General features: G+C 39.5%; 17 protein-coding genes. 10 read left to right on the top strand and 7 right to left on the bottom strand.

The annotated features are described in order from the left end of the window. Nucleotides 1-95: 95 nt before the first annotated feature. From ACLNCP_RS07505 to ACLNCP_RS07495, 3 genes are read left to right on the top strand one after another with little or no spacing between them, the layout of a single operon-like run. Nucleotides 96-737, top strand: coding sequence for an amino acid ABC transporter permease (locus ACLNCP_RS07505; RefSeq protein ID WP_045607104.1), 642 nt, complete (start codon nt 96-98; stop codon nt 735-737). A gap of 9 nt (nt 738-746) precedes the next feature. Then, nucleotides 747-1,376, top strand: coding sequence for an amino acid ABC transporter ATP-binding protein (locus ACLNCP_RS07500; RefSeq protein WP_424844264.1), 630 nt, complete (start codon nt 747-749; stop codon nt 1,374-1,376). A gap of 9 nt (nt 1,377-1,385) precedes the next feature. Then, nucleotides 1,386-2,225: an amino acid ABC transporter substrate-binding protein gene (locus ACLNCP_RS07495; protein ID WP_414304679.1), complete on the top strand. Its 840-nt coding sequence runs from the start codon at nt 1,386-1,388 to the stop codon at nt 2,223-2,225. Nucleotides 2,226-2,287: 62 nt separating this feature from the next. Here ACLNCP_RS07495 and lysS read toward each other — a convergent pair whose 3' ends face one another. The 5 genes from lysS to ACLNCP_RS07470 all read right to left on the bottom strand — a co-directional run bounded on the left by lysS (nt 2,288) and on the right by ACLNCP_RS07470 (nt 6,751). Further along, nucleotides 2,288-3,778, bottom strand: a complete 1,491-nt coding sequence (gene lysS / locus ACLNCP_RS07490) for a lysine--tRNA ligase (RefSeq protein WP_424844263.1) — start codon at nt 3,776-3,778, stop codon at nt 2,288-2,290. A 136-nt stretch (nt 3,779-3,914) separates the two neighbouring features. Continuing rightward, the gene (locus ACLNCP_RS07485; RefSeq protein ID WP_424844262.1) at nt 3,915-4,532 is read right to left on the bottom strand and encodes a histidine phosphatase family protein; all 618 of its coding nucleotides are present in this window, start codon (nt 4,530-4,532) and stop codon (nt 3,915-3,917) included. After that, nucleotides 4,532-5,014, bottom strand: coding sequence for an aminoacyl-tRNA deacylase (locus ACLNCP_RS07480; RefSeq protein ID WP_049516578.1), 483 nt, complete (start codon nt 5,012-5,014; stop codon nt 4,532-4,534). The genes ACLNCP_RS07485 and ACLNCP_RS07480 overlap by 1 nt, the downstream gene beginning before the upstream one ends. After that, nucleotides 5,014-5,856, bottom strand: coding sequence for a DUF368 domain-containing protein (locus ACLNCP_RS07475; protein WP_261018305.1), 843 nt, complete (start codon nt 5,854-5,856; stop codon nt 5,014-5,016). The genes ACLNCP_RS07480 and ACLNCP_RS07475 overlap by 1 nt, the downstream gene beginning before the upstream one ends. Nucleotides 5,857-5,950: 94 nt before the next feature. Then, entirely contained in the window at nt 5,951-6,751 is an 801-nt protein-coding gene (locus ACLNCP_RS07470) for a glycoside hydrolase family 25 protein (RefSeq protein ID WP_424844261.1), read from the bottom strand. Nucleotides 6,752-6,906: 155 nt separating this feature from the next. On the opposite strand from ACLNCP_RS07470, the gene glmU reads away from it, so the two are divergent. The 7 genes from glmU to ACLNCP_RS07435 all read left to right on the top strand — a co-directional run bounded on the left by glmU (nt 6,907) and on the right by ACLNCP_RS07435 (nt 12,902). Then, complete coding sequence (gene glmU / locus ACLNCP_RS07465) at nt 6,907-8,286, top strand: bifunctional UDP-N-acetylglucosamine diphosphorylase/glucosamine-1-phosphate N-acetyltransferase GlmU (protein WP_424844260.1); 1,380 nt, start codon at nt 6,907-6,909, stop codon at nt 8,284-8,286. 9 nt (nt 8,287-8,295) lie between these two features. Further along, nucleotides 8,296-8,841 (top strand): NUDIX hydrolase, encoded by a 546-nt coding sequence (locus ACLNCP_RS07460; RefSeq protein WP_000393816.1) that lies wholly within the window; start codon nt 8,296-8,298, stop codon nt 8,839-8,841. 11 nt (nt 8,842-8,852) lie between these two features. Next, nucleotides 8,853-9,164, top strand: coding sequence for a cell wall synthase accessory phosphoprotein MacP (gene macP, locus ACLNCP_RS07455; RefSeq protein ID WP_000517862.1), 312 nt, complete (start codon nt 8,853-8,855; stop codon nt 9,162-9,164). Between the two features lie 16 nt (nt 9,165-9,180). Continuing rightward, nucleotides 9,181-9,873 (top strand): 5'-methylthioadenosine/adenosylhomocysteine nucleosidase, encoded by a 693-nt coding sequence (locus ACLNCP_RS07450; RefSeq protein WP_261020593.1) that lies wholly within the window; start codon nt 9,181-9,183, stop codon nt 9,871-9,873. A gap of 76 nt (nt 9,874-9,949) precedes the next feature. Then, nucleotides 9,950-10,441 (top strand): chromosome segregation protein RocS, encoded by a 492-nt coding sequence (gene rocS, locus ACLNCP_RS07445; RefSeq protein WP_000021242.1) that lies wholly within the window; start codon nt 9,950-9,952, stop codon nt 10,439-10,441. Nucleotides 10,442-10,539: 98 nt separating this feature from the next. Further along, on the top strand, nt 10,540-11,130 hold the full coding sequence (locus tag ACLNCP_RS07440; protein WP_424844259.1) for a 3'-5' exonuclease: 591 nt from the start codon (nt 10,540-10,542) through the stop codon (nt 11,128-11,130). An 8-nt stretch (nt 11,131-11,138) separates the two neighbouring features. Then, nucleotides 11,139-12,902, top strand: coding sequence for a glycerophosphoryl diester phosphodiesterase membrane domain-containing protein (locus ACLNCP_RS07435; protein WP_424844258.1), 1,764 nt, complete (start codon nt 11,139-11,141; stop codon nt 12,900-12,902). 72 nt (nt 12,903-12,974) lie between these two features. On the opposite strand, the gene ACLNCP_RS07430 is transcribed toward ACLNCP_RS07435, so the two are convergent. Together ACLNCP_RS07430 and ACLNCP_RS07425 are read right to left on the bottom strand one after the other, a co-directional pair. Next, a complete protein-coding gene (locus tag ACLNCP_RS07430; RefSeq protein ID WP_000981526.1) occupies nt 12,975-13,274 on the bottom strand; it encodes a YbaB/EbfC family nucleoid-associated protein in 300 nt (99 codons plus the stop codon). A 69-nt stretch (nt 13,275-13,343) separates the two neighbouring features. After that, nucleotides 13,344-14,495 (bottom strand): tyrosine-type recombinase/integrase, encoded by a 1,152-nt coding sequence (locus tag ACLNCP_RS07425; protein WP_424844257.1) that lies wholly within the window; start codon nt 14,493-14,495, stop codon nt 13,344-13,346.

The raw sequence follows: 14,495 nt of genomic DNA, 5'->3' as shown, positions 1-14,495 counted from the left end.
TTTTTCTTTTTCAAATAGAATTTTTTTACAAAAATTATTGGTTATTTTGTTTATTTATGCTATAATAGGAACAATTATTTTTAGGAGGTGTCAGTATGTCTTATTTGTTTGAGATATTACCGAGTTTATTGAGCGGTGCAAGCATGACTTTGCAGGTTTTTGCACTGGTCTTGATTTTTTCTATTCCCTTGGGCGTTTTGATTGCCTTTGCCTTGCAAGTCCATTGGAAGCTCCTCCATCATCTGATTAATATCTATATCTGGATCATGCGGGGCACACCCTTGCTTTTGCAATTGATTTTTATCTATTACGTGCTACCAAGTATTGGGATCCGTTTAGATCGCCTTCCTGCGGCCATTATTGCCTTTGTGTTGAATTATGCGGCTTACTTTGCTGAAATCTTCCGTGGTGGGATTGATACCATTCCTAAAGGTCAATATGAGGCTGCCAAGGTCTTGAAGTTCAGTCCCTTTGCCACAGTTCGCTATATTATCTTGCCCCAAGTGACCAAGATTGTTCTTCCTAGCGTATTTAACGAAGTCATGAGTTTGGTCAAGGATACTTCTTTGGTCTATGCTCTAGGAATTTCAGACCTTATCTTGGCTAGTCGAACAGCTGCCAACCGTGATGCTAGCCTGGTTCCTATGTTCTTGGCAGGAGCTATTTACTTGATTTTGATTGGTATTGTGACCATTCTTGCCAAAAAAGTTGAGAAGAAGTACTGTTACTATAGATAGGAGGCTGCCATGTTAGAATTACGAAATATCAATAAAGGCTTTGGTGAAAAGCAAATTTTGTCCAATTTCAGTCTAAAAATTCCTGAAAAGCAAATCCTAGCTATCGTTGGGCCTTCTGGTGGAGGTAAGACAACCCTCTTGCGTATGCTTGCGGGTCTTGAAACCATTGATTCAGGACAAATCTTTTATAATGGAGAAACTTTAGAACTGGATGAACTAGAGAAGCGGAATTTACTGGGATTTGTATTCCAAGATTTTCAACTGTTCCCTCATTTATCAGTTTTAGATAATTTGACCTTATCGCCCGTAAAAACCATGGGAATAAAGCAGGAAGAGGCTGAGAAGAAGGCGCGAGGGCTTTTGGAACAATTAGGACTGGCTGGTCATGCAGACGCCTATCCTTTCTCACTATCTGGTGGTCAAAAGCAGCGGGTAGCCTTAGCGCGTGCTATGATGATTGACCCAGAAATCATAGGTTATGATGAGCCGACTTCTGCCCTGGATCCAGAATTGCGCTTGGAAGTGGAAAAACTAATCTTGCAAAATAGGGAACTTGGGATGACGCAGATTGTGGTTACCCACGATTTACAATTCGCTGAAAATATCGCAGATCAGATTCTCAAGGTTGAGCCCAAGTAGGAGGTGCCAATGACTAATAAGAAAATTGCTTTAGTATTGGTTTCTCTCCTGACTCTTTTTTTAACAGCTTGTACTCAGAAGGCTAGTGATCCAAAGCAGGATAACTGGGATAAATATCAAGAGCAGGGGACCATTACTATTGGTTTTGACAATACCTTTGTACCCATGGGTTTTGAAGAAAAGAATGGCCAATATACAGGCTTTGATATTGACTTAGCACAAGCTGTCTCTGAAAAATTAGGTTTTAAGGTTCAATTTCAACCCATTGACTGGGATATGAAGGAGACGGAACTGCAAAATGGAACCATTGATGCCATCTGGAATGGCTATTCTGCCACTGATGAACGCCGAGAGAAAGTTGCCTTTAGCATTCCATATATGGAAAATCAGCAAGTTCTGGTTACGAAGAAAAGCCAGCAGATTCGTTCAGTAGAGGATATGAAGGATAAGACCTTGGGAGCCCAAGCAGGTTCCTCTGGTTATTTAGACTTTGAAGCCCAGCCAGATTTACTGAAAAATCGTGTCAAAGATCAGAAGGCTAATCAGTACCAGAGTTTTAATGAGGCCTTGATTGACTTGAAAAATGATCGGATTGATGCCTTGTTGATTGACCGAGTGTATGCTAATTACTACCTCCAGTCTGAGGGGATATTAAATGACTACAATGTCTTTTCAGCAGGATTTGAAAGTGAATCTTTTGCGGTCGGAGTTAGACCTGCTGACAAAAGATTACTACAAGCTTTAAACCAAGCCTTTATCGCACTACACCAAGAAGGAAAGTTCCAAGAGATTAGCCAAAAATGGTTTGGTGCTGACGTGGCAACAAAAGAAGTGAAAAGTAGAGATTGAGTGTTTCCTCAATCTCTTTTTGCATCAAAAAATCCCCTGACAAGAGCCAGAGGATAAGAGTATTATTTCATTGTTGGGAAGAGCAATACATCACGGATAGTGGTTGTATCAGTGAGGAGCATGCAGAGACGGTCGATACCGATTCCCAAACCACCTGTTGGTGGCATACCGTATTCAAGGGCCTCAATGTAGTCGTAGTCGATGCCTGTCGCTTCATCGTCACCAAGTTCTTTGGCTTTTGCTTGGGCTTCAAAACGGCTAAGTTGGTCGATTGGGTCGTTCAACTCAGTAAAGGCATTACCGTACTCCTTAGTCATGATAAAGAGTTCGAAACGGTCAGTAAAGCGTTCGTCTTCAGGATTTTTCTTAGCTAGTGGAGATACAGCTACTGGATGTCCATAGACAAAGGTAGGTTGGATTAAGGTTTCTTCAACAAACTCTTCAAAGAAGGCATTGATGATGTGGCCAACTTCAGTGTAGTGTTTCTCAACTGGAACTTTCTTCTCAGCAGCGATAGCTTTGGCTTCCTCGAAAGTCATGTCTTGCCAGAAATCGACACCAGTAATTTCTTTGATAGCATCCACCATGTGAACACGTTTAAATGGTTCGTTAATCTTGATTTCAGTACCTTGATAGTTAACTGGACCATCACCCTTAACAGCTTTAGCAGCATGTTGGATAATACCTTCCGTCAAGTCCATGATATCTTGGAAGTCTGCATAAGCTTGGTATACTTCGATAGAAGTAAACTCAGGGTTATGAGTAGCATCCATTCCTTCGTTACGGAAGATACGGCCAATTTCATAGACACGTTCCATACCACCAACGATAAGGCGTTTCAAGTGAAGCTCAGTTGCGATACGAAGGACCATGTCAATGTTTTGGGCATTGTGGTGAGTGATAAATGGACGGGCAGCAGCTCCACCAGCTTCGTTGTGAAGAACAGGTGTTTCCACTTCAAGAAAACCTTTTTGGTCAAGGTAACGACGAATTTCAGAGATGATTTTTGAACGAGTGACAAAGCGTTCAAAGCTTTCACGGTTAGAAATCAAGTCAAGGTAACGTTTACGGTAAATGGTTTCAACGTCTGTCAAACCGTGGAATTTCTCAGGAAGTGGGCGAAGTGCTTTAGACAAGTGAGTGATGTGAGTAGCCTTGATAGAGAGTTCTCCCATATCTGTACGCATCACTTCACCTTCGACACCAAGGAAGTCACCAAGGTCTGCTTTTTTGAAGATTTCGTAGTTTTCTTCACCGACAGCATCCTTACGAACGTAGATTTGAATCTGGCCTTCACGGTCTTGAAGGTGGGCAAATCCTACTTTACCTTTACCACGTTTAGTTACTAAGCGTCCTGCGATAGTAGCTGTTTCGTTTTTATCATGTAATTCTTCCTTATCGAGGTCAGCATATTTATCTTTTAATTCTTGTGAATTTGCAGTGCGTTCAAAACGTTTTCCGAAAGGATCAATTCCTTGTTCACGGAGCGCAGCCATTTTTTCACGGCGAACGATCTGCTGGTCATTTAGTTCTTCCATATGTTCTGTTGACATGGGATCCTCCTAGTTTTACTCAAAATTGAATACGATGAGTCATTTTTTGCGATACTCCCATTTTATCATAAATAGCCAAGAAATTCACGGATAATCTTTCAAAACTAAAAAGAACTTGACGCTAAAATCAAGTTCTTTATTGATAAGAAGTATCATTCCATGTATCAAGAGTGAATTTTTCAAAATCATGGGTTTCTAGGATGGTCAGGCTGGCATTTGCTAGACCGCCATCTTTACGAAGAAGAGGATCTTTGTAACCTAGAAGAGTACGAAGACTGGCAGTAAGATTTGCGCCGTGACCGACAATTAGAATATGCTCAGCTGGACTATCTTTGAGTGATTTGATAAATTGGATGGTCCGTTGGGTTGTGCTATAGAGGGATTCAGCTCCGAACATTTGAGTGTCAAACTTGGCAAGATTTGAACGAAAAGCCTGGATTTGTTGGGGATAAATAGCTTCTAGAGTTGCGATTTTCAAACCTTCTAACTTCCCCAGCTGCCATTCCCGGAGGTTAGGAACACTTTCTAAAGGACAGGGCGTCTGGAGTTGACTTTGGATAATCTCAGCAGATTTGACTGCTCGAGGTAAATCACTTGCATAAATCTGATCAAAAGGAATTTTCTTGAGATACTGACCGAGTTTTTTGAGGGTGTCAATGGATTCAGGAAGAAGGGGAGAATCGCCACTAGCACCTTGAAAGCGTCCTTCCTGATTCCAGACGGTGCGACCGTGGCGGACAAAGTAGAGTTTCATTACTTGCTGTCCTCCAAAATATCTGCAAAGTCAGCCTTTACAAAGCTAGCCAAGTCTTGTGGAGCGACGATAATGCTATGCCCCACTTCCCCAGCGGATACAATCATTTGATCCAAGTCTAGAGCGATTTTATCGATAAAAATGGAGTAATTGTGTTTCTGACGAATTCCGACAGGATTATTGGCTCCATGAATGTAACCAGTTGTTTTTTCCAAGTCCTTTTGTGGAATCATGCTAACTTTTTTATTGCCAGAAATTTTGGCTAGTTTCTTTTCCGACAAGTGCTGAGTGATAGGGACAATTCCGATAATCGGTCCTGTCTTGTCTCCCAAAAGAGCCAAGGTTTTGAAAATCTGATCTCGGTCATAACCTTGCGGAAGTTCTCCTTCCAGGGCATTGATTTGAATCCCTTGATGTTGGATACCTGCTTTAGACAGGATTTGTTCTACTAATGTTTTTTTTACTTTAACTTTTTTTGCCATTATTTATACTTATCCTCCAATTGGCTCATCCAAATACCAAGCCAGATTCCTAATGCAAAGAAGAAAGCGATGATGACATAACCAACAAGTGAAATACCGGTATATTGGATGCTTTCAGCGTTTCCTGCATTTGGAATCAAGATCAAAAGAGTACTTGATAGGACGATACCGATGATGAAATGATAGACGCGTGAGTGGTAGTTGTTTAAGGCATAATCCATCATTTTTGAAAAAACGATGAGAGTTGCACCTGCACCAATTCCAATCGGGAAGAAGGTTCCCAAGAGGTCAAAGGTTTTAAAACCAGTCAACATAGGAGCATAGAGGCCCAAAATCAAAAGTAGATTTGATGGACTGAGGCCAGGAACCAATACACCCAGAGCCAGCAGTGCACCTGCTAGGATGAAATTAAGAAAGCCGGCGCTCAAGGTTCCAACGACAAAATTTAAGGCATAGAGTCCTAATCCAGAAATGGTAAAGGTTATCCAGAACCAAGCTAAATCAATCTTGTCTCGGTCAGATTCTCGAGTTGATTCTTTGAGGAGACTAGGAACAGTACCAATGATGGCACCCGCAAAGCTCCATAAGACAAAGACCTGATAATTTTCAAGTAGGTATTCAATCGGGTAGGAAAATAAGCCGATTCCCAGAAGCATACCGATGGCAACTGGAATAAAGTACAAAACATTTTCTTTAAAGTCTTTAAAAGGATGGGCCAGAAAGCCAATCATCCGTTCATAAATTCCTAAGATTGCTGCTAGAACTCCTCCGGAAATTCCCGGTAGGATAAATCCAAGAGCAATCACAATCCCTTTAATAAGGCGTGCTAACCATGAGAGCATATGTTTCCTCCAACTATTTCTATTTCAAAAAATCCTTACTATATTGTATCACAATCAAACACAAAAAGAAAAAGCAAATGATAAACAAATGCTTTTAAGGTTTTAAAAAGAGTTTTCTAAAGGTTTCTTCTTTATTTTTTAGTGAAGAGATGACGTTTATATCCAAATCGTGGTCAAAGCCAGCAATTTTTCCTTTAGACGTGTACTGGTGGATGTCGTAATCTAAATCAGTTTTTGGGGTTGTCTCGTAAAAACCTGAGTCAGAACCATAGGAAGGAATCCACACAGACGTAAATTTGTCTGTATCAATACTATGTTCTTCCATAAAATAGACCCCAACGTAGATTCCGATGTTTTTAGCACCCAGTGATTCTAGCTTTGCTCGAAAGGCTTCAACACCCTCGTTCATATTGGACATGGTTTTTTCTTCCACGTCTAGCCAATAGTAACTTGGACTGTAAGGCGAAGAGGCGTTATAGAATACCTCAGCAGCTTTTTCCATTTCCTGGACATTTTTTCCAGCTACATAGGCATAGACACCAACTGGGACATTTCGTTTTTGAAACTCTGTGATATGGGTTTTAAAGGCCTTATCAACACCATTAACATAGGAAGCATCGTTCTCTTTGGACGTTTGAGCACCACTATGGACGCGAACAATAGCTCCAGAAATGTTTTGGGAGAGAGTATCGTAATTAATTTCCTCAGGACGTTGCCAACCAGAAACATCAATCACCGGTTTATCTATATTATGTAGCGCTTGGGTTTCTACTTGCGCGATATTTGACTTTGTTTTTACAGGATGGTCCTCAAAACGAGGGCGATTCAGGATTAAAATGAAAATCATAATCCCAAAAAAACCAAACAAAATAAGCGGATTTATTTTCTTTCTCATATCTCATAATTTTACCTTAAAAATGAAAAAAAATCAAAAAAAATACTCAAAAAATGGGTTAAGGAAAGGACTTTGGAGCATTTTTTCATTCAAGGGCGCGGAATGATTTGAAATATGGTATAATAAAAGGGAATTTCTAGAGAAAAGAGAAGATTATGTCAAATTATGCCATTATTTTAGCAGCGGGTAAAGGAACTCGCATGAAATCTGATTTGCCAAAAGTGTTGCACAAGGTTGCAGGTATTTCCATGTTGGAACATGTTTTCCGAAGTGTGGGAGCTATCCAACCTGAAAAGACAGTAACAGTTGTTGGACACAAGGCAGAATTGGTTGAGCAGGTCTTGGCTGGACAGACAGAATTTGTGACTCAATCTGAACAGCTGGGAACTGGTCATGCGGTTATGATGACAGAGCCTATCTTAGAAGGTTTGTCAGGTCACACCTTGGTCATTGCAGGAGATACTCCTTTAATCACTGGTGAAAGCTTGAAAAACTTGATTGATTTCCACATCAATCATAAAAATGTGGCGACTATCTTGACTGCTGAAACAGATAATCCTTTTGGCTATGGACGAATTGTACGTAATGACAATGCTGAGGTTCTTCGCATTGTGGAGCAGAAGGATGCTACAGATTTTGAAAAACAAATCAAGGAAATCAACACAGGAACTTACGTTTTTGACAACGAGCGTTTGTTTGAGGCTTTGAAAAATATCAATACCAATAACGCTCAAGGCGAATACTATATTACAGATGTCATTGGCATTTTCCGTGAAGCTGGTGAAAAAGTTGGCGCTTATACTTTGAAAGATTTTGATGAGAGTCTTGGAGTAAATGACCGTGTAGCACTTGCGACTGCTGAGTCGGTTATGCGTCGTCGCATCAATCACCAACACATGGTCAATGGAGTTAGCTTTGTCAACCCAGAAGCAACTTATATCGATATTGATGTTGAGATTGCGCCCGAAGTTCAAATCGAAGCCAACGTTACCTTGAAAGGGCAAACGAAAATTGGTGCTGAGACTGTTTTGACAAATGGAACTTATGTGGTGGATAGCACTATCGGAGCAAGAGCTGTCATTACCAATTCTATGATTGAGGAAAGTAGTGTTGCAGACGGTGTGACAGTCGGTCCTTATGCTCACATTCGTCCAGGTTCAAGTCTAGCTTCCCAAGTCCATATTGGAAACTTTGTTGAAGTTAAAGGCTCTTCTATCGGTGAAAATACCAAGGCTGGTCATTTGACTTATATTGGAAACTGTGAAGTGGGTAGCCACGTTAATTTCGGTGCAGGAACTATTACAGTCAACTACGATGGTAAAAACAAATACAAGACAGTCATCGGTAACAATGTTTTTGTTGGTTCAAATTCAACCATTATTGCCCCAGTTGAGTTAGGTGACAATTCCCTCGTTGGTGCGGGTTCAACTATTACCAAAGACGTTCCAGCGGATGCTATTGCTATTGGTCGTGGTCGTCAGGTCAACAAAGATGAATATGCGACTCGCCTTCCTCATCATCCTAATAATCAGTAGGAGTCTGTCATGGAATTTGAAGAAAAAACGCTTAGTCGAAAAGAAATCTATCAAGGCCCAATTTTTAAACTGGTTCAAGATCAAGTTGAATTACCGGAAGGCAAGGGAACTGCTCAACGTGATTTGATTTTCCACAATGGAGCTGTCTGTGTTTTAGCTGTAACAGATGAGCAAAAACTCATCTTGGTCAAGCAGTACCGTAAGGCTATCGAGGCTGTCTCTTACGAAATTCCAGCTGGAAAATTGGAAGTAGGAGAAAATACTGACCCTGTCGCAGCAGCCCTTCGTGAATTAGAGGAAGAAACAGCCTATACAGGGAAGTTAGAACTCTTGTATGATTTTTACTCAGCTATTGGCTTCTGTAATGAAAAGTTAAAACTATATCTAGCAAGCGATTTAACAAAGGTGGAAAATCCACGTCCGCAGGATGAAGATGAAACCTTGGAAGTCCTTGAAGTGAGTCTAGAAGAAGCTAAGGAATTGATCCAATCAGGTCATATTTGTGATGCCAAGACAATTATGGCTGTTCAATACTGGGAATTGCACAAAAAATAGAGGAGGTCAGTATGGGTAAACCTTTATTAACGGATGAAATGATTGAAAGAGCTAATAGAGGCGAAAAAATTTCAGGTCCCCCTTTGCTAGATGATGAGGAGACAAAGATTTTACCAACCTCCTCTTCCCGTTTTGGTTATGCCAATCCTAAGGAACATGGTTTTAGCCAGGAAACCTTGAAGATTCAGGTCGAACCGTCTATTCATAAAAGCCGTCGCATTGAAAATACTAAGAGAAATGTCTTCAATTCTAAGTTGAATAAAATCTTATTCGCAGTCATCTTTCTCTTGATTTTGCTTGTCTTAGCAATGAAACTTTTATAATAGAAAAGGAATTAAAATGAAAATAGGAATTATTGCGGCTATGCCAGAAGAACTGGCTTATCTGGTCCAGCATCTAGAAAATGCCCAAGAGCAAGTTGTTTTAGGGAATACCTATCACACAGGAAGCATTGCCTCTCATGAAGTCGTTCTTGTAGAAAGTGGAATTGGTAAGGTCATGTCTGCTATGAGTGTGGCGGTTTTGGCTGATCATTTCCAAGTGGATGCTCTTATCAATACAGGCTCAGCTGGGGCAGTAGCAGAAGGTATTGCTGTTGGGGATGTCGTGATTGCTGACAAATTAGCCTATCATGATGTGGATGTCACAGCTTTTGGTTATGCTTATGGACAAATGGCGCAACAACCGCTTTATTTCGAATCAGACAAAACCTTTGTTGCCAAAATTCAAGAGAGTTTATCTCAATTGGAGCAAAAATGGCACCTTGGTTTAATTGCTACAGGAGATAGTTTTGTTGCAGGAAATGACAAGATAGAAGCGATTAAGTCTCATTTCCCAGAAGTTTTAGCCGTTGAGATGGAGGGGGCAGCTATTGCTCAGGCAGCGCATGCCCTTAATCTTCCAGTCTTAGTCATCCGTGCTATGAGTGACAATGCCAACCATGAAGCAAACATCTCTTTTGATGAGTTTATTATCGAAGCTGGATGTCGCTCTGCCCAAGTCTTACTAGCCTTTTTGAAGGCCTTAAATTAAGCGAAAATTTGACAGTTTTTCTAGCTTATGATAAGATTTAAGTAAAGAAAAGCTAGAAAACGTTTCAGAGGATATTATGAGTATTGAAATGACCGTCAGTGAGATTGCAGAGGTCTTAGGATTATCTCGCCAAGCAATCAATAACCGTGTCAAAGAATTACCAGAAGAAGACACAGATAAAAACGATAAAGGGGTAACAGTCGTTACCAGAAGTGGCTTGATTAAGCTAGAAGAAATCTATAAAAAAACGATTTTTGAAGATGAACCTGTCAGTGAAGATGTCAAGCAGCGTGAACTGATGGAGATTCTAGTGGACGAAAAGAATGCAGAAATTCTTCGTCTCTATGAACAATTAAAAGCCAAGGATCGTCAGTTATCAGAAAAAGACGAGCAGATGCGTATCAAAGACCGTCAGATTGCTGAGAAAGATAAACAACTGGATCAGCAGCAACAATTGACCCTTCAAGCCATGAAGGATCAAGAAAATCTTAAGCTAGAGCTGGACCAAGCAAAAGAAGAAGTCCAATCCACTAAGAAAGGCTTTTTTGCTCGTTTATTTGGAGGATAATCAAGGAGCTGTTTAGGTTACATGCTAACCTGATGGCTTCTTTTGTTTCTAAATAGTATAGTTGCTCAATTAAAATAACAGTATAGGAGAGGTAAAGAATGGAACGATTAGAAGAGTACATTGCTTTTGACTTAGAATTTAATCAGCACGAAGGGCAAACACACCTGATTCAAGTATCGGCAGTGCGTTTTAGAAATGGTCAGGAAATAGATGCCTATGATTCCTATGTCCATACCAGAGTTCCTCTAAAAAGCTTTATCAATGGATTGACTGGAATTACAGCTGAGACCTTAAAAGATGCTCCACCAGTAGAGAAAGTTATAGCAGAATTTCAAGAGTTTGTTGGTTCTTTGCCTATGGTAGGCTACAATGCTGCTAAAAGTGATTTGCCTATTCTAGCAGAGCATGGTTTAGACTACAGCCAGCAGTACAAGGTGGATCTATATGATGAAGCCTTTGAACGCCGTAGTTCAGATTTACATGGTATTGCCAATCTCAAATTGCAAACTGTTGCCTCATTTCTCGGATTTCAAGGACAGTCCCATAATAGCTTGGAGGATGCTCGAATGACGGCGCGTGTTTACGAGTCCTTCTTAGAGTCAGATCAAGCTAGAGAATTGTTAGAGACAGAAAGTAGCCTATCAAACAATCCTTTTGGTGGCTTGGACTTGTCTCAATTATTTGACTAGGAGTGCCTATGAAACCTGAAAAACCTAAAAATCTAGGTTTTAGGAAAATCTACTTTAATCTAGATAAAATTCTCTTCCTCTTTTTCTTGATATTCATGATGATTGAGTTTGTCTGGTTACCACTTAATTCTTGGATTGCTGGACTGTTACTCCGACAGACAGGTTATCTCTTTCTTTCCTACAACAATATTTTTGCTATTATAAAGGGTTCGCCATTTGTTAGTCTTGCTTTATTTGTTCTGGTAATCGTTAATTTACTGATTGCCTATTACCAGCTAGGACTTCTCTTTATCGGAGCCCGGCACCTCCTCTATCATGAAAAGAGAACTTTGCTGGAGTACAGTCGTAAGGTCTTTCGTCAAAGTTTCTTGTTTATGAAGCAAGTGACGATTTCCAAAATGGCCTTTATTTTCTTTTATGTCATGATGCTCTTTCCATTGATTCGAAAGATTTTAAAGATTTATTACCTCAATAAAATCGTCATTCCGGAATTTATAGTAACCTATGTAGAAGATAAGTACTGGTTGGTTGGTTTGATTGTTACTATTCTGGCTTTACTTCTGTTTTATATTTCAGTACGGTTGATGTTTGCTCTACCTCAACTTCTGTTTGAGAAGAAAACAGTCAAAGAGGCAGTCAAATACAGTCTAGAGAAGACCAAAAAGCAATCCTGGTTTTATATTTGGAACTTGCTTTGGATTATCGTCAAAACGTATCTATTTTTCATTCTTCTCTTGATTCCAATCTTAGCAAGTCAGGCACTGATGGATGGAGTGACCCATAAGGAATCTCTTGTGCTGGGAATTATCAACTTTGTCTTGATTAAGAATTTCCATTATATGGCCTTGACTTACTTTCTCATTAAGTTTGTTTCCTTTTTGACAGGGGAGGAACTAGAAATCACACCAAGGAGAAAGAAAGACCACTGGATGAGATGGGGAGTGATGGGCTGTGCTTGTATCTTTTTCGCTCTTGAGGGTTATGTTTATTTAGAAGCTCCAGTTTCACATAAACCTTTAATCATTTCTCACAGGGGAGTATCTAATAAGAATGGTGTGCAAAATACCGTCCAATCACTAGAAAAAACCGCTCAGTTATCTCCAGATTTCGTTGAGACAGATGTTCAGGAAACAAAAGATGGCCAGTTTGTCATGATGCATGATGCCAATATCAAGAATCTGACAGGAGTCAATGCCAAACCTCAGGATTTAACCTTGGAGGAATTGACCAAACTCGATATTTCAGAAAATGGTTATCATAGCAAAGTGTCTAGTTTTGATGACTATCTCAATAAAGCCAATGAATTGCATCAAAAACTCCTTATTGAGATTAAAACCAGTCGAAAAGATAGTCCAGATATGATGAAACGCTTTATGGAAAAATATGGAGCCATCATTAAGCAGAATGGTCACCAAATGCAATCTTTGGACTACCATGTGATTGACCAGGTTTTAGCCTACGATTCACAAATTCCAGTCTATTTCATCCTACCTTACAATAGTATCTTTCCAAGAACCAAGGCTACAGGTTATACCATGGAGTATTCAACTTTAGATGAAAATTTTGTCAACAAGCTTTGGAATACCGATCAGAAATTGTACGTGTGGACCATCAATAGTTCAGAGTCCTTTGATAAATCTGTTCAGCTAGGAGCTGATGGCATGATAACTGATGACTTGGAAATGGTTCAAGAGCAAGTTACCATTGCCCAAGAAGACCCAGAGTACACGGATTTACTGTTTAAACAGGCAATAGAATTCTTTAATTTTTAGTAATCAAAAAGAGGAACAGTTGTTCCTCCCATGATAGGCAAGTATTCTCTTGAATGCTTGTTTTTCTTATGCTTAGAATGGCAATTTTCCAGCGAAAGCACCCAATTTTTTCTTGGTAGTTTCATCGATTTGTTCAAGAGCAGAGTTGATGGCTTGAACAGTCATATCAGAAAGAGTTTCAAGGTCTTCAGGGTCAACGACAGCTGGATTGAAGTCAATGCTGACAACTTTTTTGTCACCAGTTAAGGTCGCTTGGACAAGGTCTTGAGCAGATTTGCCAACAAATTGCATAGCAGCAAGTTCAGCTTGGCTTTGTTCCATTTGTTTTTGAAGTTTTTGTGCTTGGCGCATCATGTTTTGCATGTTCATCATAAGATTTTTAAGATTCCTTTCATTTCAAGGCTTTGAGCCTTTTTAATAAATTTTTTGCCATTTTTTGCCCTAAAAGTTGTCAAAAGCATTGGCGACTTCTTTTTGTTGAGTTGGGAATAGGTGAGAGTAGATGTTGATTGTTGTATTAATACTACTGTGTCCAAGTCGTTTCATAAGTGTAAAAAATATATAATCTTTTCCTTCACCATTTCTGAGTCCTTTTGAAACTAGAAATGCTGCATGTGAGTGTCGGAAATCGTGATTACGAATCATTTTTAATGATGCAGGCATTCTTTTTTTCAATTTAATCTTTTGATTAGAAACCATTGGAGCAGTTAGTTGTAAAGGACTGTCTTGAAAGATTTGTAAGTCTTCTGTATTGTCCGTAAACTCTACTAATAGGTGAGCTTGTTTTTCTTTCCATTCCGTTAGTTCTTGAACGAATGCTTTATGAATATAAATTCGACGATTGGATTGAGTAGTTTTTACCGTTCCGATATGGACCTTGTTATTACGAAAGTAAGCAGAATACTTAATATCGATATAACCCTCTGATAAATTAATCTGTTTCCAAGTTAAGGCCAATGCTTCGCCAACACGAACGCCTGTAAACATCAGCACTCGATAAAATAGCTGAAACATATATTCATCTTCTGTGAACAGAGAATCAAATAGCTTGAATTCTTCAGGAGTGAAATAAGACATCTCCTTGTGTTTATCAGGCAGTTTTCTTAGTCCATTGCATGGATTATCTTGTCTAAGACGATTAGCGATAGCAACATCAAACATTTTATGTAGAAAAATCATTAGCTGATTAACGGTCGTGCTTGATAGTGTTCCTCCTTTGACACTTGGTTGTTTGACCAACCAATCTCTAAATTTTTTTACTTCATGGATAGTAATGGCAGACATATCTGCATGCTCAAAAAACTTAGAGACATATTGGTTATAATAGGATATCTGTGTATCAATGGTACCACGTTTATTCCCACGGAGTTCATCTTCTTGTTGAACTAAAGAGTAAAGGTGAGAAACAGATATTTTATCTTTAATATGAACTTGGTGAAGTTTGTTTAATCGATAATCTGCTTCATATTGAACAGCTTCTTTACGAGTGGTAAATCCTGACTTTCTATGCCGTTTGATTTTACCAGTCAATGGGTCTATGCCATCGGTAATATCTACTTTCCATTTTCCCTTGTATCCTTTGATAACTGACAT

The sequence above is a fragment of the Streptococcus sp. CL6.35 genome (assembly GCF_049737915.1).
In the GTDB taxonomy this organism is placed as follows: domain Bacteria; phylum Bacillota; class Bacilli; order Lactobacillales; family Streptococcaceae; genus Streptococcus.
This window is presented reverse-complemented; position numbering and strand designations above follow the sequence as displayed.

What these genes read in the sequence shown, in the direction of transcription:
- ACLNCP_RS07485 (WP_424844262.1), bottom strand. Translation starts at nt 4,532, where the DNA reads ATGAAACTCTACTTTGTCCGCCACGGTCGCACCGTCTGGAATCAGGAA.
- ACLNCP_RS07470 (WP_424844261.1), bottom strand. Translation starts at nt 6,751, where the DNA reads ATGAGAAAGAAAATAAATCCGCTTATTTTGTTTGGTTTTTTTGGGATT.
- glmU (WP_424844260.1), top strand. Translation starts at nt 6,907, where the DNA reads ATGTCAAATTATGCCATTATTTTAGCAGCGGGTAAAGGAACTCGCATG.
- ACLNCP_RS07425 (WP_424844257.1), bottom strand. Translation starts at nt 14,495, where the DNA reads ATGTCAGTTATCAAAGGATACAAGGGAAAATGGAAAGTAGATATTACC.
- ACLNCP_RS07505 (WP_045607104.1), top strand. Translation starts at nt 96, where the DNA reads ATGTCTTATTTGTTTGAGATATTACCGAGTTTATTGAGCGGTGCAAGC.
- ACLNCP_RS07460 (WP_000393816.1), top strand. Translation starts at nt 8,296, where the DNA reads ATGGAATTTGAAGAAAAAACGCTTAGTCGAAAAGAAATCTATCAAGGC.
- ACLNCP_RS07500 (WP_424844264.1), top strand. Translation starts at nt 747, where the DNA reads ATGTTAGAATTACGAAATATCAATAAAGGCTTTGGTGAAAAGCAAATT.
- rocS (WP_000021242.1), top strand. Translation starts at nt 9,950, where the DNA reads ATGAGTATTGAAATGACCGTCAGTGAGATTGCAGAGGTCTTAGGATTA.
- ACLNCP_RS07440 (WP_424844259.1), top strand. Translation starts at nt 10,540, where the DNA reads ATGGAACGATTAGAAGAGTACATTGCTTTTGACTTAGAATTTAATCAG.
- ACLNCP_RS07495 (WP_414304679.1), top strand. Translation starts at nt 1,386, where the DNA reads ATGACTAATAAGAAAATTGCTTTAGTATTGGTTTCTCTCCTGACTCTT.
- ACLNCP_RS07450 (WP_261020593.1), top strand. Translation starts at nt 9,181, where the DNA reads ATGAAAATAGGAATTATTGCGGCTATGCCAGAAGAACTGGCTTATCTG.
- ACLNCP_RS07430 (WP_000981526.1), bottom strand. Translation starts at nt 13,274, where the DNA reads ATGATGAACATGCAAAACATGATGCGCCAAGCACAAAAACTTCAAAAA.
- ACLNCP_RS07435 (WP_424844258.1), top strand. Translation starts at nt 11,139, where the DNA reads ATGAAACCTGAAAAACCTAAAAATCTAGGTTTTAGGAAAATCTACTTT.
- ACLNCP_RS07480 (WP_049516578.1), bottom strand. Translation starts at nt 5,014, where the DNA reads ATGGCAAAAAAAGTTAAAGTAAAAAAAACATTAGTAGAACAAATCCTG.
- lysS (WP_424844263.1), bottom strand. Translation starts at nt 3,778, where the DNA reads ATGTCAACAGAACATATGGAAGAACTAAATGACCAGCAGATCGTTCGC.
- ACLNCP_RS07475 (WP_261018305.1), bottom strand. Translation starts at nt 5,856, where the DNA reads ATGCTCTCATGGTTAGCACGCCTTATTAAAGGGATTGTGATTGCTCTT.
- macP (WP_000517862.1), top strand. Translation starts at nt 8,853, where the DNA reads ATGGGTAAACCTTTATTAACGGATGAAATGATTGAAAGAGCTAATAGA.